The organism is Streptomyces sp. 3214.6 (assembly GCF_900129855.1).
GTDB classification, from domain to species: domain Bacteria; phylum Actinomycetota; class Actinomycetes; order Streptomycetales; family Streptomycetaceae; genus Streptomyces; species Streptomyces soliscabiei.
Map to the genome: position 1 here is coordinate 7,897,782 of NZ_LT670819.1, position 22,358 is coordinate 7,920,139.

15 protein-coding genes are annotated in these 22,358 nt (G+C 69.6%); 9 read left to right on the plus strand and 6 right to left on the minus strand.

Going from position 1 to position 22,358, the window contains the following annotated elements; translation table 11 throughout:
- Nucleotides 1–114 precede the first annotated feature (114 nt).
- Genes B5557_RS35685 through mtnK form a run of 4 tightly spaced genes read left to right on the plus strand, consistent with a single transcriptional unit; the run spans nucleotide 115 to nucleotide 4,995 of the window.
- Nucleotides 115–1,212 (plus strand): substrate-binding domain-containing protein, encoded by a 1,098-nt coding sequence (locus B5557_RS35685; protein WP_079663350.1) that lies wholly within the window; start codon nucleotides 115–117, stop codon nucleotides 1,210–1,212.
- Nucleotides 1,199–2,725, plus strand: a complete 1,527-nt coding sequence (locus B5557_RS35690) for a sugar ABC transporter ATP-binding protein (protein ID WP_079663351.1) — start codon at nucleotides 1,199–1,201, stop codon at nucleotides 2,723–2,725. The genes B5557_RS35685 and B5557_RS35690 overlap by 14 nt, the downstream gene beginning before the upstream one ends.
- A gap of 38 nt (nucleotides 2,726–2,763) precedes the next feature.
- A complete protein-coding gene (locus B5557_RS35695) occupies nucleotides 2,764–3,810 on the plus strand; it encodes an ABC transporter permease (RefSeq protein WP_079663352.1) in 1,047 nt (348 codons plus the stop codon).
- A gap of 15 nt (nucleotides 3,811–3,825) precedes the next feature.
- A complete protein-coding gene (gene mtnK / locus B5557_RS35700) occupies nucleotides 3,826–4,995 on the plus strand; it encodes an S-methyl-5-thioribose kinase (RefSeq protein WP_079663353.1) in 1,170 nt (389 codons plus the stop codon).
- A gap of 122 nt (nucleotides 4,996–5,117) precedes the next feature.
- Here mtnK and B5557_RS35705 read toward each other — a convergent pair whose 3' ends face one another.
- The 4 genes from B5557_RS35705 to B5557_RS35720 all read right to left on the minus strand — a co-directional run bounded on the left by B5557_RS35705 (nucleotide 5,118) and on the right by B5557_RS35720 (nucleotide 10,363).
- Nucleotides 5,118–6,734, minus strand: coding sequence for a glycerol-3-phosphate dehydrogenase/oxidase (locus B5557_RS35705; protein ID WP_079663354.1), 1,617 nt, complete (start codon nucleotides 6,732–6,734; stop codon nucleotides 5,118–5,120).
- A gap of 51 nt (nucleotides 6,735–6,785) precedes the next feature.
- Nucleotides 6,786–8,327 (minus strand): glycerol kinase GlpK, encoded by a 1,542-nt coding sequence (glpK, locus tag B5557_RS35710; protein ID WP_079663355.1) that lies wholly within the window; start codon nucleotides 8,325–8,327, stop codon nucleotides 6,786–6,788.
- Between the two features lie 74 nt (nucleotides 8,328–8,401).
- Nucleotides 8,402–9,196, minus strand: a complete 795-nt coding sequence (locus tag B5557_RS35715; protein ID WP_079663356.1) for an MIP/aquaporin family protein — start codon at nucleotides 9,194–9,196, stop codon at nucleotides 8,402–8,404.
- 402 nt (nucleotides 9,197–9,598) lie between these two features.
- Nucleotides 9,599–10,363, minus strand: coding sequence for an IclR family transcriptional regulator (locus B5557_RS35720; RefSeq protein WP_079663357.1), 765 nt, complete (start codon nucleotides 10,361–10,363; stop codon nucleotides 9,599–9,601).
- Nucleotides 10,364–10,748: 385 nt separating this feature from the next.
- On the opposite strand from B5557_RS35720, the gene metH reads away from it, so the two are divergent.
- The 4 genes from metH (at nucleotide 10,749) to B5557_RS35740 (ending at nucleotide 18,821) form a co-directional block, all read left to right on the plus strand.
- Complete coding sequence (gene metH / locus B5557_RS35725) at nucleotides 10,749–14,267, plus strand: methionine synthase (RefSeq protein WP_079663358.1); 3,519 nt, start codon at nucleotides 10,749–10,751, stop codon at nucleotides 14,265–14,267.
- A gap of 112 nt (nucleotides 14,268–14,379) precedes the next feature.
- On the plus strand, nucleotides 14,380–15,078 hold the full coding sequence (locus B5557_RS35730; RefSeq protein WP_079663359.1) for an HAD family hydrolase: 699 nt from the start codon (nucleotides 14,380–14,382) through the stop codon (nucleotides 15,076–15,078).
- Nucleotides 15,079–15,556: 478 nt separating this feature from the next.
- Nucleotides 15,557–17,164, plus strand: a complete 1,608-nt coding sequence (locus tag B5557_RS35735; protein WP_079663360.1) for an ABC transporter substrate-binding protein — start codon at nucleotides 15,557–15,559, stop codon at nucleotides 17,162–17,164.
- A 73-nt stretch (nucleotides 17,165–17,237) separates the two neighbouring features.
- On the plus strand, nucleotides 17,238–18,821 hold the full coding sequence (locus B5557_RS35740) for an ABC transporter substrate-binding protein (RefSeq protein ID WP_079663361.1): 1,584 nt from the start codon (nucleotides 17,238–17,240) through the stop codon (nucleotides 18,819–18,821).
- Between the two features lie 96 nt (nucleotides 18,822–18,917).
- Here B5557_RS35740 and B5557_RS35745 read toward each other — a convergent pair whose 3' ends face one another.
- Nucleotides 18,918–19,589 (minus strand): response regulator, encoded by a 672-nt coding sequence (locus B5557_RS35745; protein ID WP_079663362.1) that lies wholly within the window; start codon nucleotides 19,587–19,589, stop codon nucleotides 18,918–18,920.
- 14 nt (nucleotides 19,590–19,603) lie between these two features.
- Nucleotides 19,604–20,608 carry a RecB family exonuclease gene (locus B5557_RS35750; RefSeq protein ID WP_079665179.1) on the minus strand — a complete coding sequence of 335 codons (1,005 nt, stop codon included), beginning with the start codon at nucleotides 20,606–20,608 and terminating at the stop codon, nucleotides 19,604–19,606.
- Nucleotides 20,609–20,794: 186 nt separating this feature from the next.
- Between B5557_RS35750 and B5557_RS35755 the strand changes: the two genes are divergently transcribed.
- Nucleotides 20,795–22,336: a site-2 protease family protein gene (locus B5557_RS35755; RefSeq protein WP_079663363.1), complete on the plus strand. Its 1,542-nt coding sequence runs from the start codon at nucleotides 20,795–20,797 to the stop codon at nucleotides 22,334–22,336.
- Nucleotides 22,337–22,358 lie beyond the last annotated feature (22 nt).

Sequence of the window (22,358 nt, forward strand, 5' to 3'; positions counted from 1 at the left end):
GGGCGTTCTCCCGCCGCCCTCTCCCGGTGGCTCATTCCCGTCCCCCGGCTCCGGGCGCGCACCTCCTGTCTCCCTCTCCCACCTCTGTGCACCACCCCGCACCTGGAGCCCCTCATGTCCCGTGCTCGTCTGCCTCTTGCCGCGCTCTCGCTGGCCTCCGTCTCCGCCCTCGTCCTCGCCGGCTGCGCGCAGTCCACGGACGCCTCGAAGGACACCGGCGACACGGCCGCCTCGGCCTCGGCGGCCACCGGCAAGAAGCCCGCCCCGTTCAGCGCGGGCGCGGTCAAGGTGGCCCTGGTCCGGCAGAGCGGCGCCGGCGACTACTTCGAGCAGTGGGGCAACGGCGCGAAGGCCCAGGCCAAGGCCCTCGGCATCGACCTGACCGTGTACGACGCCCAGGCCGACAACGCCAAGCAGGCCACCGACCTGTCCTCGGCGATCAACTCCGGCGCGAAGGCGATCATCATCGACCACGGCTTCCCGGCGACGATCCAGCCGGAGATCGACAAGGCCGTGCAGAAGGGCATCAAGGTCGTCGTCTACGACGTGGAGACCGCCACCAAGGGCGTCGTCTCCACCAAGCAGGACGACGCGAGCATGGCGCAGGCCGTCCTCGACGTGATGGCCAAGGAGGTCGGCAAGAACGCCGAGGTCGGCTACGTCAACGTGGCCGGCTACGCGGCCCTCGACAAGCGCGACACCGTCTGGAAGTCCACGGTGACCTCCGAGGCCTGGAAGCAGCAGTTCAAGGTCGGCAAGGTCACCGACTCCACGGCCACCGACAACGTTCCCCTGGTCTCCGCCGCGCTGACCCAGCACTCCGACGTGGCCGGTGTGTTCGCGCCCTACGACGAGCTCGCCAAGGGCACCGTCCTCGCCGTGCAGAACAAGAAGCTCCAGGACAAGGTGAAGGTCTTCGGCGCGGACGTCTCCAACGCCGACATCCAGCAGATGACCGCCGCCGACAGCCCCTGGGTAGCCACGGCGGGCACCGACCCGTCCGCCGTCGGCGCGGCCGTCGTCCGCACCACCGCCCTGGAGCTGGCCGGCCAGTTGAACAAGACCTCCGTCGAGTTCCCGGCCGTCGCCATCACCCAGGACTTCCTGCGCGAGAAGAAGATCGCGAACATGGACCAGCTGCGCGAGGCGCTGCCCGCGCTGAACCTGTCGCAGGTCTCCACCGCCGACTGGATCTCGAATGTCGCCCACTGACACCGGGGCTCCGGCCGTCGGCCTGACCGACGTCAGCATGGCCTTCGGCGGCAAGACGGTCCTCGCCTCCATCTCGCTGGGCATCGCCCCGGGCAGCGTGGTCGCGCTGCTCGGCGCCAACGGCGCCGGCAAGTCCACCCTGATCAAGATCCTGTCCGGGGTGCACACCGACCACGGGGGAGAGGTGCGGGTCGACGGCTCCCGGGCCGCCCTCGACTCTCCCCTCGCCGCCCGCCGGTTGGGCATCCAGACGGTGCACCAGCGGATCGGCGAGGGCATCGTGCCCGGCCTCACGGTCGCCGAGAACCTGGTCTTCGAGGAGCTTGCGCAGAAACGCGGAAACCCGTTTCTCAACGGCCGCAGGACGCTGGCCCGCGCCCGCGAGATCCAGGCCGGTCTCGGACTGGACTGGAGTGACGCGGTGTTGAAGCAGGACGTCGCCGAACTCGGCATCTCCGACCGGCAGTTGCTGATCCTCGCCCGCGCCCTGGCGACCCGCCCCCGCCTGCTCATCCTCGACGAGCCGACCTCCGCGCTCTCCGCCACCGAGGCGCAGCGGCTGTTCGCGCTCGTCGAGCGGATGCGCGAGGACGGCATCGCCGTGCTGTACGTCTCCCATCGGCTCGGCGAGATCGACGCGCTCGCCGACCGGCTGGTCGTCCTGCGCGACGGTCTCCTCACCGAGGACCAGGCCAAGCCCTTCGACTGGGACGCGGCGCTGCGCGCGATGCTGGCCCAGGCCCAGGAGACGACGACGGCGCGCCCGGTGCGGGAAGGGGCCGCGGGCGAGGTGGCGCTGTCGTTGCGTGGTGTCCGCCTCTTCGAAGGCCGGGCACCTCTCGACCTCGACATCCGCACCGGCGAAGTCACCGGTGTGGTCGGCCTGTTGGGAGCGGGCAAGACCGAGCTGGCCCGCGGCCTGTTCGGCGCCGAGCCCTTCGCCACGGGCGCGGTCGAGCTGGACGGCAAGGCGTTCGCGCCCCGCCGGCCCTCCGATGCCATCCGCGCCGGCGTCCACCTGGTCCCCGAGGACCGGCACGCCGACGCCCTCGTCCCCGGCTGGTCGCTGGCGCAGAACATATCGCTTCCGTTCCTGAAGTCCCTCTCCCGGGCCGGTCTCGTCAACCGGTCGAAGGAGGACGCCCTCGGCCGCGACACGATCGACGCCCTCGGTGTCGTCACCCGCGACGAGCACAGCACCGTCGAGGAGCTGTCCGGCGGCAACCAGCAGAAGGTCGTCGTCGGCCGCTGGCTCGCCGAGACCCCCCGTGTCCTCATCCTGGACGAGCCGTTCCGAGGCGTGGACATCGGCGCGCGGCGCGACATCGGCCGCCGGGCGCGCGCCCTGGCCGCCGAGGGCTCGGCCGTCCTCGTCCTGTCCGCCGACGTCGACGAGGTCCTGGAGGTCGCCGACCGGGTCGTCGTCCTCGCCGCCGGTGAGGTCCACCTCGACGCGTACGGCGAAGACGCGGAGCGCGACCGCGTGATCCAGACCATCTCGGCGTCCGTCTGACGCCGGCCCGCCCCCACGAAGGCCCAGGAAAGCACCCCATGACCACCACCCAGAGCACCGAGGTCCCCACCAAGGCGGCGATCCCGCCGGCGACCTCCACCGCGGTGCGCGTCCAGAACGCCGTCATCAAGTACGGCTTCATCTTCGTGACGGTCGCGCTGTTCCTGTACTTCGCGCTGAGCGAGGGCTCCTTCCGCGAGTCGGCGACCCTCCTCGACACCCTGCGGTACGTCTCCGTCGCCGCGATCCTCGGCCTCGGCGTCACCCTCACCATGGCCGTCGGCGGAATGGACATGTCGGTCGGCGCGGTCGCCGGCCTCGGCGTGTCCGTCGCCGCCCAGACGATGGTCGTCTTCAACCAGGTCGGCACCGTCGCGATCCTCGCCGTCCTGGTGGCGGGCGCGCTCGCGGGCCTGCTCAACGCGCTGCTGATCGTCGTCCTGAAGATCCCCGACATGCTCGCCACGCTCGGCACCATGTTCGTGATCCAGGGCAGCAAACTGATCCTCGTGGACGGCCAGTCGATCACCCCGGGCATGACCATGTCCGACGGCTCGACGGCCCCCGGCAGGTTCACCGCCGGCTTCCTGAAGATCGACCGCGGCACGGTCGCCGGCATCCCGATCTCCGTGCTGATCTTCGGCGGCCTGACGATCGCCGCCTGGGTCTTCCTCGCCCGCACCCGCTGGGGCCGCGTCCTGTACGCCATCGGCGCCAACCCCGAGGCCGCCCGCCTGGCCGGCATCCGCGTCGGCGCCTACCGCGCGCTGGCGTACGTCATCTCCGGTGTCCTGGCCTCGGTGGGCGGCCTGATCCTGGCGTCCAGGATCGGCCAGGGCGATGTGTCGGCCGGTACCTCCCAGCTGCTGGAGGCGGTGGCGGTGGCGCTCGTCGGCACGTCCGTCCTGGGGCGCGGCCGTCCGAACGTCTGGGGTACGGCCCTTGGCGCGGTGCTCATCGGCATCATCACCACCGGCCTCACCATCAAGGGCCTGCCGTACTACACCCAGGACGTCGTCGAGGGCGCGGTGCTGATCCTCGCCCTGGTCTTCAGCTTCACCCTGTCCAAGCGCCGCACCGCATAAGGGAGTTCACCGACCATGGGCTACCGCATCCTGGAGACCGACGACATCCCCGCGTACCTGCGCGAGCGGGGCCATTGGGAGGACGTGACCGACATCCACGTCCGCGAGGTCTCGGACGGCAACATGAACCGCGTGTTCCTGGCCTCCTCCGCCGACGGCACCCGCAGCCTCGCCGTCAAGCAGGCGCTGCCCTGGGTCCGCGTCGCCGGCCCCTCCTGGCCGATGAACCCCGACCGCGCCGACGCCGAGGCCCGCGCCTACGAACAGGTCGCCAAGGTCGCCCCCGACAAGATCCCGGCGATCCACGGCTACGACCCCGAGAACTACGCCCTCGTCATGGAGGACATGTCCGACCTGGAGGTCCTGCGCACGCTCCTGAACGAGGGTGCGTCGTACGGCCCGCACACCTCGGCCCGGATCGGTGAGTTCGTCGCCCAGTTCTCCTTCGCCACCAGCGACTTCGGCATGGAGTCGGCAGACCGCAAAGCGCTGATCGCGGCCTCCGTCAGCCCCGAACTCTGCAAGATCACCGAGGACGTCGTCCTGTCCGAGCCGTACATCGAGCACGAACACAACCACTGGCACGAGGGACTGGACGACCTGGCGGCGGAGTTCCGCGCGGACGCGACGCTCCGCACGGAGGTGGCCGACCTCCGCCACACCTTCATGACCAGCGCCCAGGCCCTCCTCCACGGCGACCTGCACACCGGCAGCGTGATGGTCGGCACCCGCGAAGGCGCCCCCGTCGTCCGGGTCTTCGACCCCGAGTTCTCCTTCGTCGGCCCGATCGGCTACGACCTCGGCCTGTACTGGGCCAACGTCCTGGTCTCGGAGGAACGGGCGCGGGCGCTGGGCTCCTTGAGTGACCACGCCGACCAACTCGGCTTGTCCTGGACGGCGTTCGAGACAGAGTTCCGCCGCCTCTGGCCGACGAGGGTCGACACCTTCTTCGACGACGCGTACCTGGACCGCTTCCTGCGCAGGGTTTGGACAGAGTCGATCGGCTACGCAGGCACGGAAATCATCCGCAGAATCATCGGCTTCGCCCACCTGACCGACCTCACGACCCTCCCGGACCCGGTCCCGGCGTCCCGCAGAGCACTGCTGCTGGGGCGCGAACTGATCGTGCGCCGCGAGGAGTTGAGTAACGCGAACGATGTAAGGGCGCTGGGGGAACCGACCTAGGGGCGCGGGGCTGAAGCGATGTGCGGCTCCGCCGCGTGGGCGCGCCCAGCCTCAACGCACCCGCAGACGGCATGAAGGGGCGGCCCCCCCCAACGAGGAGCCGCCCCTTCACGCCGTACCGCCTACTTCTTGTCGAGCAGATCCTGCACCTTCGCGCGGACATCGTCCGTGGCCAGACCGCGGATCGTCAGCGTCGTACGACGACGCAGGACGTCGTCCGCCGTCTCCGCCCACTCGTTGTCCCGCGCGTACACGACCTGCGCCCAGATCTCGGGCGCATCCGGATGCACTCGCTCACCCAGCTCAGGGTTCTCGTTCGCCAGCCGGGCGATGTCGAACGCCAGCGACCCGTAGTGCGTAGCAAGGTGCTTCGCCGTGTCGGCGGCCATCCGCGGACCGGGCGCCGGGTTGTCGACCAGCAGCCGGTGCGCGACCGCACGCGGGTTCGCGACCCCCGGCAGCGGCAGCTTCTTCGGCAGCGAGGAGATCGGCTCGAAGTCGTCACCCAGCGGAGCGCCCGGCAGCGCCTCCAGCTTCTTCATGACGGTACGGCCGATGTGCCGGAACGTCGTCCACTTGCCGCCGGCGACGGACAGCATGCCGCCCCTGCCCTCGGTCACGACCGTCTCGCGCTTGGCCTTCGCCGTGTCGCCGGGGCCACCCGGCAGCACGCGCAGGCCCGCGAACGAGTACGTGATCAGGTCCCGGGACAGCTGCTGGTCGCGGATGGAGAACGCGGCCTCGTCGAGTATCTGGGCCGTGTCCTTCTCGGTGACCGCGACGTCCGCCGGGTCGCCCTCGAACTCCTCGTCGGTGGTGCCGAGCAGCAGCATGTCCTCCCAGGGGAGGGCGAAGGTGATGCGGTACTTGTCGATGGGGGTCGCGAGCGCGGCCTTCCACGGAGCCGTCCGCTTCAGGACCAGGTGCGCGCCCTTCGACAGACGGATGGACGGCGCCGCGTTCGGGTCCTCCATCCTGCGCAGGTGATCGACCCACGGGCCGGTCGCGTTGAGCACCAGACGCGCGCTCACACCGAACTCGTCGCCGGACTGCCGGTCGCGCAGCTCCGCGCCCGTCACCCGCCCCTTGGTGAACCGCAGACCGGTCACCTCGGCGTGGTTGAGGACCACCGCGCCCGCCTCGACGGCCGCACGGACCGTCATCAGCGCCATGCGCGCGTCGTTCATCTGGTCGTCGCCGTAGACGGCGACGGCCTTGAGGTTGTCGGTGCGCAACTCGGGCACGTCCTGCGCGGCCTTGGCCGGGGACAGCAGGTGGCCGACGCCGTCACCGAACGCCGACAGCGCGGAGTAGGCGAAGACGCCCGCCCCGAGCTTCGCCGCGCCGTGCGGCCCGCCCTTGTACACGGGGAGGTAGAACGTGAGCGGGTTCGCCAGGTGGGGGGCCACCTGGCGGGAGACCGCACGGCGCTCGAAGTGGTTCTCCGCCACCAGCTTCACCGCGCCGGTCTGCAGGTAGCGCAGACCGCCGTGGAGCAGCTTGGAGGAGGCGGAGGAGGTGGCGCCGGCGAAGTCGCCGGCGTCGACCAGGGCCACCCTGAGGCCGGACTGCGCGGCGTGCCAGGCGGTGGAGATGCCCAGGATGCCGCCGCCGATCACGAGGAGGTCGTACGACGCCTTGGAGAGCTGCTCCCGGGTCTCGGCGCGGCTCGGGTTGGAGCCGGAGGCCGGGCGCGTACCGAGGGCAGGCACGGACTGCAGGGTGGTCTGACTGGTCATTTCGGGTTCTTACTCCTCATCAGAGCGTGCTGAGCCTACGAGTGGCTCTCGTCAGCTCTCTTCGTCCTCGAGCCAGCCCATCGTCCGCTCCACGGCCTTGAGCCAGCTCTTGTACTCACGGTCGCGGGCGTCCGCGTCCATGCGGGGGGTCCACTCGGCGGCCCGACGCCAGTTGGCGCGCAGGTCGTCGGTGCTGGTCCAGAAGCCGACGGCGAGACCGGCGGCGTAGGCGGCGCCGAGGCAGGTGGTCTCGGCGACCATCGGGCGCACCACGGGGGCGTCCAGGAAGTCCGAGAGGGTCTGCATCAGCAGGTTGTTGGAGGTCATGCCGCCGTCGACCTTGAGGGCCGCGAGCTCGACGCCCGAGTCCTTCGTCATGGCGTCGGTGATCTCACGGGTCTGCCAGGCGGTGGCCTCCAGGACGGCGCGCGCGAGGTGCGCCTTGGTGACGTACCGGGTCAGGCCGGCGATCACACCGCGGGCGTCGGAGCGCCAGTACGGGGCGAACAGACCGGAGAAGGCCGGCACGAAGTAGGCGCCGCCGTTGTCCTCGACGGAGAGCGCGAGCGTCTCGATCTCGGCGGCGGTGGAGATCAGGCCCATCTGGTCGCGCATCCACTGCACCAGCGAACCGGTGACGGCGATCGAGCCCTCGAGGGCGTAGACCGGGGCGTCCTCGCCGATGCGGTAGCCGACGGTGGTGAGCAGGCCGGAGTAGGAGTTGATGATCTTCTCACCGGTGTTCATGAGCATGAACGTGCCGGTGCCGTACGTCGACTTGGCCTCGCCCTCGGCGAAACAGGTCTGGCCGAACAGGGCCGCCTGCTGGTCGCCGAGCGCGGACGCGACCGGGATGCCGCCGAGCAGGTCGCCCAGCTTGCCGCCGGTGACCTCGCCGTAGACCTCGGCGGAGGAGCGGATCTCGGGGAGCATCGACAGCGGGACGCCTATGGACTCGGCGATCTTCTCGTCCCACTCCAGCGTGTGGAGGTTCATGAGCAGGGTGCGGGAGGCGTTGGTGACGTCGGTGACGTGGCGGCCGCCGTTGACACCGCCGGTCAGGTTCCAGATGACCCAGCTGTCCATGGTGCCGAAGAGGATGTCGCCGGCCTCGGCGCGCTCGCGCAGGCCCTCGACGTTGTCCAGCAGCCAGCGGGCCTTGGGCCCGGCGAAGTAGGAGGCCAGCGGCAGGCCGGTCTCGCGGCGGAAGCGGTCCTGGCCGACGTTGCGGCCGAGCTCCTTGCAGAGTGCGTCGGTGCGGGTGTCCTGCCAGACGATGGCGTTGTGGACGGGCTCACCGGTGTTCTTGTCCCACAGCAGCGTGGTCTCACGCTGGTTGGTGATGCCGATGGCCTTGATGTCGTCACGGGTGATGCCGGCCTTCTCGATGGCTCCGGCGACGACTTCCTGGACGTTGGTCCAGATCTCGTTGGCGTTGTGCTCGACCCAGCCCGGCTTCGGGAAGATCTGCTCGTGCTCCTTCTGGTCGACGGAGACGATCCGGCCGTCCCGGTCGAAGACGATGCAGCGGGAGGAGGTGGTGCCCTGGTCGATGGCGGCGATGAACGGGCCGGCGGTGTGCGCGTCGGTCACTGTGTGCTCCTGGGGTTCCGTGGTTGAGGGGCTGTCTTTACGGCGCTGCTGACTACAGGGTGTGGCTGGTGCTCTTAAGCAAAAGCGACGTTGTAGATGCCTGCAGCGATCGCGCCGCCGATCAGCGGGCCGACCACCGGGATCCAGGCGTAGCTCCAGTCGGAGCCGCCCTTGTTGGGCAGGGGCAGGAGGGCGTGCACGATGCGCGGACCGAGGTCACGGGCCGGGTTGATCGCGTAGCCGGTCGGGCCGCCGAGGGACAGACCGATCGAGACGACGACGAGCGCGGTGATCAGGGCGCCCAGGTTGCCGAGGCCGTTGCCCTTGTCGTTGAGGCCCTGGGTGAGGACGGCCAGCACCAGCACGATGGTGCCGATGATCTCCGTGGCCAGGTTCTGCCAGACGACGCGGATCTCCGGGCCGGTGGAGAAGATGCCGAGGACCGGGCCGGCGCCCTGTTCCTGCGCTTCGACGGCCTTGACCTTCGTGGACTGCGCGCCCGGACCGCCGACGATCTCCTTGTCGGTGAGGTGCGCGTGGAACTGGCCGTAGTAGGCGACCCAGACCAGGGTGGCGCCGATGGCGGCGCCGAGCAGCTGTCCGCCCCAGTAGACCGGAACGTTGCTCCAGTCGTCGTCCTTGATCGCGAGTGCGAGGGTGACCGCCGGGTTGAGGTGGGCGCCGGAGAGGGGCGCCGAGGTGTAGACGGCCGTCAGAACGGCGAAACCCCACCCGAAGGTGATGGCGAGCCAGCCGGCGTTGCGGGCCTTGGAGGCCTTCAGCGTCACGGCGGCGCAGACGCCGCCGCCGAGCAGGATGAGTATGGCGGTACCGATGGTCTCGCCGATGAAGATGTCGGAGCTGGACACCCGCGACTCCTTTGTCCTTCGTCCAGGGAAGCCGAACCCCGGGTCCCGCCGGGGGTTCGAGCGCCCTCGGGGGTGAGAGCGATGCCGGCCTTTGGCGTTGTCACACTCTAGCGTGTATTGCCGTTAGGTGTTCGACAATGCCGACCGATGGACGGGAGTCTTGCTGCGGCGTTACGTGTGCGTCAAGAGTGCTGTTGTCGAAAACTCGATCGTTATTGATCGATGCGAGTTATCGATCTTCGGGATGGTGCGCACACTCTCGCCCTTTTTGTTCGTATACGAGGACGTTTCAGCGTATGCCACGGGCCCGAGCGGCGTCCTGCCGTCCGGGCCTGCTCTCACGGACTTCTCAGGTGCCTGATCAGGTGCCTGCTCAGGCGCTTTCCGGGTGCTGCGGGTCGCTCAGAAGCGCCCGGCGCCCAGGTCCCGCGAGACCGCGCGGGCGCAGTCGCGCACCGCCGCGATCAGCTCGGGGCGCAGCTCGCCGTCCCGGCCCAGGCGTTCCACGGCGCCCGTGATGCCGACCGCGCCGACGGGCATGCGCCGCCGGTCGTGGATCGGCGCCGCGATGGAGGCCACGCCCTCCCAGGTCTCCTCCACGTCGGCCGCGTACCCGCGCGCGCGGGTGAGGTCGAGGATGTGCTCGAAGGCCTCCGGCTCGCACACCGTACGGTCCGTGAACGGCTTGCGCTCGGCCTCCAGGGCCTCGCTGTGCGCGACGGGATCGTAGGCCGACAGCACCTTGCCGAGGGCCGTGGAGTGCAACGGCTGCATGGCGCCGATCTCCAGCACCTGCCGGCTGTCGTCGGGCCGGAAGACGTGGTGCACGATCAGCACGCCATGCTGGTGCAGCACTCCCAGGTGCACGCTCTCGCCGCTGGAACGGGCCAGGTCGTCCGTCCATACCAGGGCGCGCGCGCGTAGCTCGTGCACGTCCAGGTAGGTGGTGCCCAGGCGCAGCAGCTCCGCGCCCAGCTGATAGCGCCCGGAGACGTCGTCCTGCTCCACGAAGCCCTCCTGCTGGAGGGTGCGCAGGATGCCGTGGGCGGTGCCCTTGGCCAGGCCCGTGGACGAGGCGATGTCCGACAGGCCCAGGCGCCGCTCGCCGCCCGCGAGCAGCCGCAGCATCGCGGCCGCACGTTCGACCGACTGGATGTTCCGTGCCATCGCCGTCCTGCCTCCGTCCCCTCAACCGACCACGCGCGGTAGCTGCTACCGCCGTTCGGCAATGTCGAACACTACCGGTCCATGCCGACCTCCCGCTAATGGTCGGTCGATACGTGTTACGTCATTCGTCTCCCCGGAGTGGCGTGCCCGTCGCACGCCCGTGCCCCGGTGGTGGGACGGTCGTGCCCCGCTCGTGCGAGGGTCGTGCCCCGCTCGTGATCGGGTCGCGGCCCGGCAGTCCCGCTCGTCCGCCCCGTGGACGCCCCTGACCATAAGGCCTCCGTCCCGGCTACCCTGACGGCGTGCGCTCTCCTCGGGAAGTCGTTCGGCACGCATCCTGAGGTGACGCAAAGCCGACAGCCGTCGCATCTGAGGGAGCCCTTCCATGGCCTCTGTGCCGCCGACCCCTTCCGCCGACAGCCGGACCCGTGTGTCCGCGCTCCGAGAGGCCCTGGCCACCCGAGTGGTGGTGGCCGACGGAGCCATGGGCACCATGCTCCAGGCCCAGGAGCCCACCCTTGAGGACTTCGAGAACCTCGAGGGCTGCAACGAGATCCTCAACCTCACCCGGCCGGACATCGTCCGCTCCGTGCACGAGGAGTACTTCGCCGCGGGTGTGGACTGCGTCGAGACCAACACGTTCGGCGCAAACCACTCCGCCATGGCCGAGTACGACATCCCCGAACGGGTGTACGAGCTGTCCGAGGCGGGCGCCCGCATCGCCCGCGAGACGGCCGACGCCTTCGCCGCCCGCGACGGGCGCCAGCGCTGGGTGCTCGGGTCGATCGGCCCCGGTACCAAGCTGCCGACCCTCGGCCACATCGGCTTCACCACGTTGCGCGACGCCTACCAGCAGAACGCCGAGGGCCTCATCACCGGTGGGGCCGACGCGCTCGTCGTCGAGACCACCCAGGACCTGCTGCAGACCAAGGCCGCCGTCCTGGGCGCCCACCGCGCCCGGGAGCTGGCCGGCCTGGATGTGCCGCTGATCGTCTCGGTGACCGTCGAGACGACCGGCACGATGCTGCTCGGCTCGGAGATCGGCGCCGCCCTGACAGCGCTGGAGCCGCTCGGCATCGACATGATCGGCATGAACTGCGCCACCGGCCCGGCCGAGATGAGCGAGCACCTGCGCTACCTGGCCCGCAACGCGCGCATCCCACTGGCCTGTATGCCGAACGCGGGCCTGCCCGTGCTGGGCAAGAACGGGGCGTCCTACCCGCTGAGCGCCCCGGAGCTCGCCGACGCCCAGGAGAACTTCGTCCGCGACTACGGCCTGTCCCTGGTCGGCGGCTGCTGCGGCACCACCCCCGAGCACCTGCGCCAGGTCGTCGAACGCGTACGCGACCTGACTCCCGCCCCGCGCACCCCGCGCCCCGAGGCCGGCGCCGCCTCCCTCTACCAGAGCGTCCCCTTCCGCCAGGACACCTCCTACCTCGCCATCGGCGAGCGCACCAACGCCAACGGCTCCAAGAAGTTCCGTGAGGCCATGCTCGCCGGCCGCTGGGACGACTGCGTCGAGATGGCCCGCGAGCAGATCCGCGAGGGCGCGCACCTGCTCGACCTGTGCGTGGACTACGTCGGCCGCGACGGCGTCGCCGACATGGAGGAACTCGCCGGCCGCTTCGCCACCGCCTCCACCCTGCCGATCGTCCTGGACTCCACCGAGGTCGACGTCATCCGGGCGGGCCTGGAGAAGCTCGGCGGCCGCGCGGTCATCAACTCCGTCAACTACGAGGACGGCGACGGCCCCGAGTCCCGCTTCGCGAAGGTCACCAAGCTGGCCCAGGAGCACGGCGCCGCGCTGATCGCGCTGACCATCGACGAGGAGGGCCAGGCGCGTACCCCCGAGAAGAAGGTCGAGATCGCCGAACGGCTCATCGACGACCTCACCGGGAACTGGGGCATCCGCGAGGAGGACATCCTCATCGACACCCTGACCTTCACCATCTGCACCGGTCAGGAGGAGTCCCGCGGCGACGGCGTCGCCACGATCGAGGCGATCCGCGAGCTCAAGCGCCGCCACCCCGACGTCCAGACCACCCTGGGCCTGTCGAACATCTCCTTCGGCCTCAACCCGGCCGCCCGCATCCTGCTCAACTCCGTCTTCCTCGACGAATGCGTGAAGGCGGGCCTGGACTCGGCGATCGTGCACGCCTCGAAGATCCTGCCCATCGCCCGCTTCACCGAGGAAGAGGTGCAGACGGCCCTCGACCTCATCCACGACCGCCGCGCCGAGGGATACGACCCGCTCCAGAAGCTCATGCAGCTCTTCGAGGGCGCCACGGCGAAGTCCCTGAAGGCGGGCAAGGCCGAGGAACTGGCCGCGCTGCCCCTGGAGGAGCGCCTCAAGCGCCGCATCATCGACGGCGAGCGCAACGGCCTGGAGAGGGACCTCGACGAGGCCCTGCAGAGCCGCCCGGCGCTGGACATCGTCAACGAGACCCTCCTGGACGGCATGAAGGTCGTCGGCGAGCTCTTCGGCTCCGGCCAGATGCAGTTGCCGTTCGTGCTCCAGTCCGCCGAGGTGATGAAGGCCGCCGTCGCCCACCTCGAACCGCACATGGAGAAGACCGACGACGACGGCAAGGGCACGATCGTGCTGGCCACCGTCCGCGGCGACGTCCACGACATCGGCAAGAACCTCGTCGACATCATCCTGTCCAACAACGGCTACAACGTCGTCAACCTCGGCATCAAGCAGCCCGTCTCCGCGATCCTGGACGCCGCCGCCGAGCACCGCGCCGACGTCATCGGCATGTCCGGCCTCCTGGTCAAATCCACCGTGATCATGAAGGAGAACCTGGAGGAGCTCAACCAGCGCGGCCTCGCGGCGAACTACCCCGTCATCCTCGGCGGCGCCGCCCTGACCAGGGCCTACGTCGAGCAGGACCTGCACGGGATCTACGAGGGCGAGGTCCGCTACGCCCGCGACGCCTTCGAGGGCCTGCGCCTGATGGACGCCCTCATCGGCGTCAAGCGGGGCGTGCCCGGCGCGAAGCTGCCCGACCTGAAGCAGCGCCGGGTCCGCGCGAGCACGACCGCCGTCGAGGTCGAGGAACGCCCGGAGGAAGGCCATGTCCGCTCCGACGTGGCCACCGACAACCCCGTCCCCAAGGCGCCCTTCGACGGCACCCGCGTCATCAAGGGCATCCAGCTCAAGGAGTACGCCTCCTGGCTCGACGAGGGCGCCCTGTTCAAGGGCCAGTGGGGCCTGAAGCAGGCCCGCGCCGGCGACGGACCCACCTACGAGGAACTCGTCGAGACCGAGGGCCGGCCCCGGCTGCGCGGCCTCCTGGACAGGCTCCAGACCGACAACCTCCTCGAAGCCGCCGTCGTCTACGGCTACTTCCCCTGCGTGTCCAAGGACGACGACCTGATCATCCTGGACGACCAGGGCAACGAACGCACCCGCTTCACCTTCCCCCGTCAGCGCCGCGGCCGCCGCCTGTGCCTGGCCGACTTCTTCCGCCCGGAGGAGTCGGGCGAGACGGACGTCGTCGGCCTCCAGGTCGTCACCGTCGGCTCCCGCATCGGCGAGGAGACCGCCAAGCTCTTCGAGTCCAACTCCTACCGCGACTACCTCGAACTGCACGGCCTGTCCGTGCAGTTGGCGGAGGCCCTCGCCGAGTACTGGCACGCGCGCGTGCGTTTTGAACTCGGCTTCGCCGGCGAGGACCCGGCCGACATCGAGGACATGTTCGCCCTGAAGTACCGCGGCGCCCGCTTCTCCCTCGGCTACGGCGCCTGCCCCGACCTGGAGGACCGCGCCAAGATCGCCGAACTGCTGCGGCCCGAGCGGATCGGCGTCCACCTGTCCGAGGAGTTCCAACTCCACCCCGAGCAGTCCACGGACGCCATCGTGATCCACCACCCCGAGGCGAAGTACTTCAACGCACGGTGACCCCAGGCGTGCCACCGAGCACACTGATCGGATAAGTCGTACACTGGTCGGTCCACTGCAGGCCGGTTCCCCAGCGGGAACCGGCCTGCTCGTCCCTCAAGGAGGTACGTGGATGACCAGCACGGTTCCCGCGCCAGTAACCCGCACGGCCGAGGGCTCAGCCCTGCAGGCCGTGCTGCTCGACATGGACGGCACTCTGGTGGACACCGAGGGCTTCTGGTGGGACGTCGAGGTCGAGATCTTCGCCGGACTCGGCCACAGCCTCGACGACTCCTGGCGCCATGTGGTGGTCGGCGGCCCGATGAGCCGCAGTGCCGGGTTCCTGATCGAGGCGACCGGGGCCGACATCACCATCGCCGACCTGACCGTCCTGCTCAACGAGGGGTTCGAGGACCGCATCACCCGCGCCCTGCCCCTGATGCCGGGAGCCGCCCGGCTGCTCGCCGAGCTGGCCCAGCACGAGGTCCCCACGGCCCTCGTCTCCGCCTCCCACCGGCGCATCATCGACCGTGTCCTCATCTCACTCGGCGCAGAGAACTTCCGGCTGAGCGTCGCCGGTGACGAGGTCCCGCGCACCAAGCCGTACCCCGACCCCTACCTGTTCGCCGCCGCCGGCCTCGGCGTGGACCCGACCAGATGCGCCGTCGTCGAGGACACCGCGACCGGCGTCGCCTCGGCGGAGGCGGCGGGCTGTCACGTCGTCGCGGTGCCCTCCGTGGCCCCCATCGCACCGTCGGAGCGCCGCACCGTCGTGCCCTCCCTGGAACAGGTCGACCTGCCTTTTCTGCGTGGCCTGATGCCGCTCCGATGATCGCCACCACGATCATTGGAGAGCGACCGGCAACGGAAATGCGAGAGAGCGTTCACCCAGCGTGCACCGTCGATAACCAGGAATTCGGCGGGCGTGCGCGCGGGGGAATTCGGATCTTCCTCGACGCCTTCTGGGCGGCCGAATTCCGCCCCACTCGAACCCTTTTGGGCATGTGACGTTCCCCACCCGACCGAGGGTCGACAGATGACTCTCCGTGTGCTGTACGCCCTCGTCGGAGGGGCTCGGGCGCGTCTTTGTGTCCCGATTGGTGATTCGCTGTACGAATCCTTCCACTGACGGTTGTTCAGTGCGTCCACAGCCGGTTTCACAGCGTGATGGGCTTTCAACTCCGGTGGCCGCGAACCGTCGTGCTGGTGCGGACTAATCTCGTCGCGAGAACATCGCCGTAACCCCGTGTTCCGCCGCGACACCCCTGCATGCCGGATACACGGACCGACAGCTCTGGAGAAACTCGAGCATGAACCGCAAGACTTTGGTGCTGCCGGCCGTGGTCGGTCTGCTCGCGCCCGTTCTCGCCGCCTGCGGCGGGTCCGACAGCGGCAGCGGCAGCGGCGACGCCATCGTCGTCGGCACCACCGACCGGTTCACCGCCACCAAGGACGCCCCGGCGCCGCTCGACCCGGCGTACTCCTACGACGTCGGCACCTGGAACATCCTGCGCCAGACCGTGCAGACCCTGATGATCCAGCCCAAGGGCGAGGGCGAACCCGTCCCGGAGGCGGCCGAAAGCTGCAGCTTCACCGACAGCGGCAACGAGCGCTACGCCTGCAAGCTGCGCAGCGGCCTGAAGTTCGCCAATGGCGACGCCATCACCGCCAAGGACGTCAAGTTCTCCATCGAGCGCGCCCGCACCATCAAGGCCGACTCCGGCGTCTTCGCCCTGCTGTCCACCATCGACACCATCGAAACGCAGGGCGACAACGAAGTCATCTTCCACCTCAAGACCGCCGACGCCACTTTCCCCTTCAAGCTGTCGACCCCGGTCGCCGGCATCGTCAACCCCGCCGACTACGACAAGGGCAAGCTGCGCGACGGCTTCGCGGTCGACGGCTCCGGCCCCTACACCCTCAAGGCCGAGACCGACGGCGACGAGATGACCAAGGCCGTGTTCACGAAGAACCCCAACTACAAGGGGACGCTCGACGTGAACAACAACGAGGTCGACATGGTCTCCTACAAGGACGCCGACGCCATGGGCACCGCCCTCCAAAAGGGCGACATCGACCTCATGACCCGCACCATGTCGCCGGAGCAGATCAAGAAGCTCTCCGAGGGCTCCGCCAGCGGCGACATCGACATGGTCGAACTCAACGGCCTCGAGATCCGCTACCTCGCCTTCAACACCACCGCCCCCACCGTCAAGTCCAAGGCCGTGCGCCAGGCGATGGCCCAGGTCGTCAACCGCGCCGAGCTGGTCTCCAAGGTGTACGGCTCCCAGGCCGAGCCGCTCTACTCGCTCGTCCCGGCCACTCTCACCGGCCACTCCAACTCGTTCTTCAACGCCTACGGCGACCCGAGCGTCTCCAAGGCCAAGACCATGCTGAGCGATGCGAACGTCACCACCCCGGTGAAGCTGACGCTGAACTACACGACCGACCACTACGGCCCGGCCACCAAGCAGGAGTTCGAGACGCTGCAGAAGCAGCTCAACGACAGCGGCCTGTTCGACGTCACCATCCAGGGCACCGCCTGGGACTCGTTCGTCCCGGCCGAGCGCAAGGGCGAGTACGCCGTCTGGGGCATGGGCTGGTTCCCCGACTTCCCCGACGCCGACAACTTCGTCGCCCCGTTCCTCGACAAGGACAACTTCCTCAAGTCCCCGTACGCCAACAGCGACATCATCAACAACCTGATCCCGGCCTCCCGCCGCGAGGCCGACCGCCTCAGCGCCGCGGCGAGCCTGAAGGAGATCCAGGACACCGTCGCCAAGGACGTACCGATCCTCCCGCTATGGCAGGGCAAGCAGTACGTCGCCGCCAACAACGACGTCACGGGCACGGCCTACGCGCTCAACTCCTCCGCCACCCTCCAGCTGTGGGAACTCGGCCGAGGCACCAGCAACTGACGCGGGCCCCTGACGGTCCGGGGCCCGGGACGGGCGGCCCCGGTGTGACGAAAACCGACGACAAAGGCACTTCGTGAACATGCGCAACCAGTGGCCGGTCCTGCCCATCGTGGCGGGGCTGGCCTCCAGCCTGTTGACCGGCTGCGGCACCCAGAGCGGGGGCACCGGAGGCGACACCTCCGCCGTGGTCCTGGGGATGTCCGACGACGTCCTCGCCACCGACCCCGCCTCCGGCTACGACCCCGGCTCCTGGCTGTTATTCAACAACGTCTTCCAGTCGCTGCTGAGCTTCCCCAAGGGCGGCACCGAACCCGAACCGGACGCGGCCGAGGAGTGCTCCTTCAGCGACACCAAGACCCAGGTCTACACGTGCACCCTGAAGGACGGCCTGAAGTTCAGCAACGGCGACGCCCTCACCTCCGAGGACGTCAAGTTCTCCTTCGACCGCATGCTGAAGATCAACGACGACGCCGGCCCGGCCATCATGTTCCCCATGCTCGACACGATCGAGACGCCCGACGCCAAGACCGTCGTCTTCACACTGAAGGTCCCCGACGCCACCTTCCCCAGCAAGATCGCCTCAGGCGCCGGCTCCATCGTCGACCACAAGGAATACGACGCCGACAGCCTGCGCAAGGACGGCGGCGCCGTCGGCTCCGGCCCCTACAAACTGGACTCCTTCGGCGAGGACCAAGCCGTCTTCTCCGTCAACGAGAACTACCGGGGCACCGCCGACGACGCCCAGAACACCGGCGTCACCCTGAAGTTCTTCAGCGGCGACCAGAAGGCCCTCAAAAAGGCCCTGCTCGCCGGCGACGTCGACATCGCCTACCGCGGCCTCACCGCCGCCGACATCTCCGACATCGAGCAGAGCACCGACAACGCCGGCGCCGAGGTCGTCGAGGGCAGCAGCGCCGAGGTCCAGCACCTCGTCTTCAACACGGCCGACCCCGTCGCCGGGAAGCTCGGCGTCCGCCGCGCCATCGCCCACCTGATCGACCGCGAAGCCCTCATCAAGGACGTCTACCAGGGGACCGCCGACCCCCTCTACTCGATCGTCCCGGCCGGCATCACGGGCCACAACACCGCCTTCTTCGACCGCTACGGCGCCCGCCCCTCCCCGGCCAAGGCCGCCGCCGCACTCGCCGACGAGGGCATCACCGGCAAGGTGAAACTCACCCTCTGGTCCACCCCGTCCCGCTACGGCCCCGCCACCGACCAGGAGCTCAAGGCCATCGCCGGCCAGCTCAACGCCAGCGGCCTGTTCGACGCCGACGTCAAGTCCGTCGCCTACGACCAGTACGAGAAGGACATCGCCGCCGGCAAGTACGGCGTCTACGTCAAGGGCTGGGTCCCCGACTACCCCGACGCCGACAACTTCACCTCGCCCTTCTTCGGCAAGGGCAACGTGCTCGGCAACAACTACACCAACGAAGCCATCACCGGCACCCTCATCCCGCGCACCGCCGCCCAGAGCGACCGCACCGCCACCGGCACCGACTTCGCCGACATCCAGAACCTCGTCGCCGAACAACTGCCCGTCCTGCCCATCTGGCAGGCCAAGCAGTACGCCGTCGTCGGCGACCACGTCTACGGCCTCGAGAACTGCCTCGACGCCTCGACGGTGTTCCGCTTCTGGGAACTCAGCAAGGGCTGACAGCCCCTCAGCAAGAGCTGCCGGCCCAACGCGAAAGGGCGCCCCTCCTGCCCGGAGTGGCGCCCTGCGTTCGAACCGGCTCGAACCCGCGGCCTCCTACTGCGCGCCGGGACGCACCAGACCGCTCTCGTACGCGTACACCGCGGCCTGCACCCGGTCGCGCAGCCCCAGCTTCGTCAGCACATGACCCACATGCGTCTTCACCGTCGTCTCACTGACGAACAGATCGGCCGCGATCTCCGCGTTCGACAGCCCCCGCGCCACCAGCTTCAGCACCTCCACCTCACGATCGGTGAGCGTGTGCAGCGTGTCCGGCACCGGCTCCTCGCCCGACGGCAGATGCGTGGCGTACTTGTCCAGCAGCCGACGCGTGATACTCGGCGCCAGCATCGCCTCACCGGCCGCCACCACCCGGATCGCCTGCACCAGTTCGATGGCGGGCGCGTCCTTCAGCAGAAACCCGCTCGCCCCGGCCCGCAGCGCCTCCACCACGTACTCATCGAGATCGAACGTGGTCAGCACCAGCACCTTCGCCGGACCGTCCCGCCCCGGGCCGGTGATCTGCCGGGTCGCCTCCACCCCGTCCATCCGCGGCATCCGGATGTCCATCAGCACCACATCGGGCTGCAACGCCCGCACCTGGTCGAGAGCCTGCAGGCCGTCTCCGGCCTCGCCGACGACCGCGATGTCCTGCTCGGCCTCCAGAATCATCCGGAAGCCCGTGCGCAGCAGCGGCTGGTCATCGACCAGTAGGACGCGGATGGCCACGTAAGTCTCCTTCTCTAGCCCGGCCCCATTCTGCCCTGCGCCCCTGACTCGGACTCTGCCGCCCTCACCGGCAGCGTCACCGGCAGCGGATACGGCGGGGGAGTCCCACCGAACTCCGGACAGTGCGCCTGGTGATCGCACCAGCCGCACAACTTCGTCGGCCGCGGACGCCACTCACCCGTCTGCGTCGCCAGCCGGATCGCCTCCCACAGCGCGAGCAACTTGCGCTCGACCCGCTCCAGATCGGCCAGGACGGGATCGTAGGTCAGCACGTCCCCACTGCCGAGATACACCAGCTGCAACCGCCGCGGAATCACGTTCTTCAGCCGCCACACCACCAGGGCGTAGAACTTCATCTGGAACAGCGCACCGTCGGCGTACTCCGCGCGCGGCGCCTTGCCCGTCTTGTAGTCGACGATCCGCACCTCACCCGTCGCCGCCACATCGACGCGGTCGATGATCCCGCGCAACCGCAGCCCCGACTCCAGCTCCGCCTCGACGAACAGCTCCCGCTCGGCCGGCTCCAACCGCGTCGGATCCTCCAGCGTGAACCAGCGCTCGACCAGCCCCTCCGCCTCCGCCAGCCAGCCCGCCAGCCGCTCACCCTCCGGATCGTCGGCGAACAGCTCCCCGACCTCCGGCCGCGTCTCCCGCAGCCGGTCCCACTGACCCGGAATCAGCGACTTGGCCCGCGGCGCGGTCCGCTCCGCCGCCGGAGCGTCGAACAACCGCTCAAGCACCGCATGCACCAACGTCCCCTTCGTCGCCGCAGGGCTCGGCTTCTCCGGAAGCCGGTCGATCACCCGGAACCGGTACAACAGCGGACACTGCATGAAATCACCGGCCCGCGAGGGCGACAGCGAGGCAGGCGCCGTCGCGACGACCGCCGCCCCCACCTCGGGCGCGACAGTCCCCACCTCGGGCGCGACAGTCCCGACCTCGGGCACGGCCGCCCCCGCCGACTCCGCCACCACATCACCGTCACCCGCCGGGACGACGCCCTCGCCACTGCTCTCCATGCCCCAGACCATACGGCCCACCACTGACAGTCACCCAGCCCGCGCACCCACCGCGCCCCCAACAGCGGCGACGAGCGGGGAAACACGGGGGGTGCCGGGGCGGAACGCGTCCCGACCGCCGCATACCATCGGTCCCAGACCCTTCCGCCCGGCACGAGCGGGAGACGCTTCGATCGAGGGGAAACCGTGGTGGAAAGCGGCGGGAGCGGGCGGCCGCGGCCGGACAACGAACAGTCGGCCGAGCACCCCGCCACACCTGCGTCTCCGGCCACCGACCTCGCCCAGAACCCGGCCGCACCGCAGCCCGCGGCCACGGCGAAGCCGAGCGAGCCCGCCGCCGACGACGCGGACACCCCACAAGGAACCCCTCCCCCCGACGCCGAAAGCGGCAACGGCGGCACCGGTGACACCAGCGACACGAGTGACACCAGCGGCACCGGTGACACCAGCGGCACGCGAGGCACGGGTGGGAACAGAAACCCGGCCGAAGGCAAAGCCGACGAAGCCGAAGCCGAGACCGGACGGCCGACGCCCCCGACCCTCCCCAAAGGCCCCCCACCCCCACGCCCCCCGGAGCAGCCCCGCGGCGGCCTCCTCATGGGCCGCCCCTTCGGCGTCCCCGTCTACGTCGCCCCCAGCTGGTTCCTCGTAGCCGCCCTCATCACCTGGGTCTTCGGCGGCCAGCTCGACCGCGTCCTGCCCGAACTCGGCGCCGCCCGCTACCTCGTCTCCCTCTTCTTCGCCGTCGCCTTCTACGCCTCCGTACTCATCCACGAACTCGCCCACACCGTCGCGGCGCTCCGCTTCAAACTCCCCGTCCGCCGCATCCAGCTCCAGTTCTTCGGCGGCGTCTCCGAGATCGAGAAGGAAGCCGAGACCCCCGGCCGCGAGTTCTGGCTGGCCTTCGTCGGCCCGCTCCTCTCCCTCGTCCTGTCCGGCCTCTTCTACCTCGCCATGCAGCCCGTCGAGCCCGGCACCGTCCCCGGCGTCCTCCTGGCCGGCCTGATGATCTCCAACCTCATCGTGGCGATCTTCAACCTCCTGCCCGGCCTCCCCCTCGACGGCGGCCGAATGCTCCGCGCCGTCGTCTGGAAGATCACCGGCAAGCCCATGAGCGGCACCATCGCCGCCGCCTGGGTCGGCCGCGCCCTCGCCGTCTCCGTCCTCATCGGCCTGCCACTCCTCACCCAGTCCGGCGCCCTCGGCTCAAGCGCCGAGGACAGCGTCGGCATGGACACCGTCACCGACGCCCTCCTCGCCGCCATCCTCGCCGCCATCATCTGGACCGGCGCCGGCAACAGCCTGCGCATGGCCCGCCTGCGCGAACACCTCCCCGAACTGCGCGCCCGCACCCTCACCCGCCGCGCCGTCCCCGTCGAAACCAACACCCCCCTCTCCGAAGCCCTCCGCCGCGCCAACGACGCCGGCGCCCGCGCCCTCGTCGTCGTCGACGCCCACGGCGAACCCCTCTCCCTCGTCCGCGAGGCCGCCATCGTCGGCGTACCCGAACACCGACGCCCCTGGGTCGCCGTCAGCGGCCTCGCCCAGGACCTCACCGACGGCATGCGCGTCTCCGCCGAACTCGCCGGCGAAGACCTCCTCGACGTCCTGCGCGCCACCCCCGCCACCGAATACCTCGTCGTCGAGGAGACCGGCGAGATCTTCGGCGTCCTGTCCGCCGCCGACGTCGAGCGCGCCTTCGTCAAAGCCATGGCCAGACCGTCCTGACCGGACCCCCACCGTGGTCGGC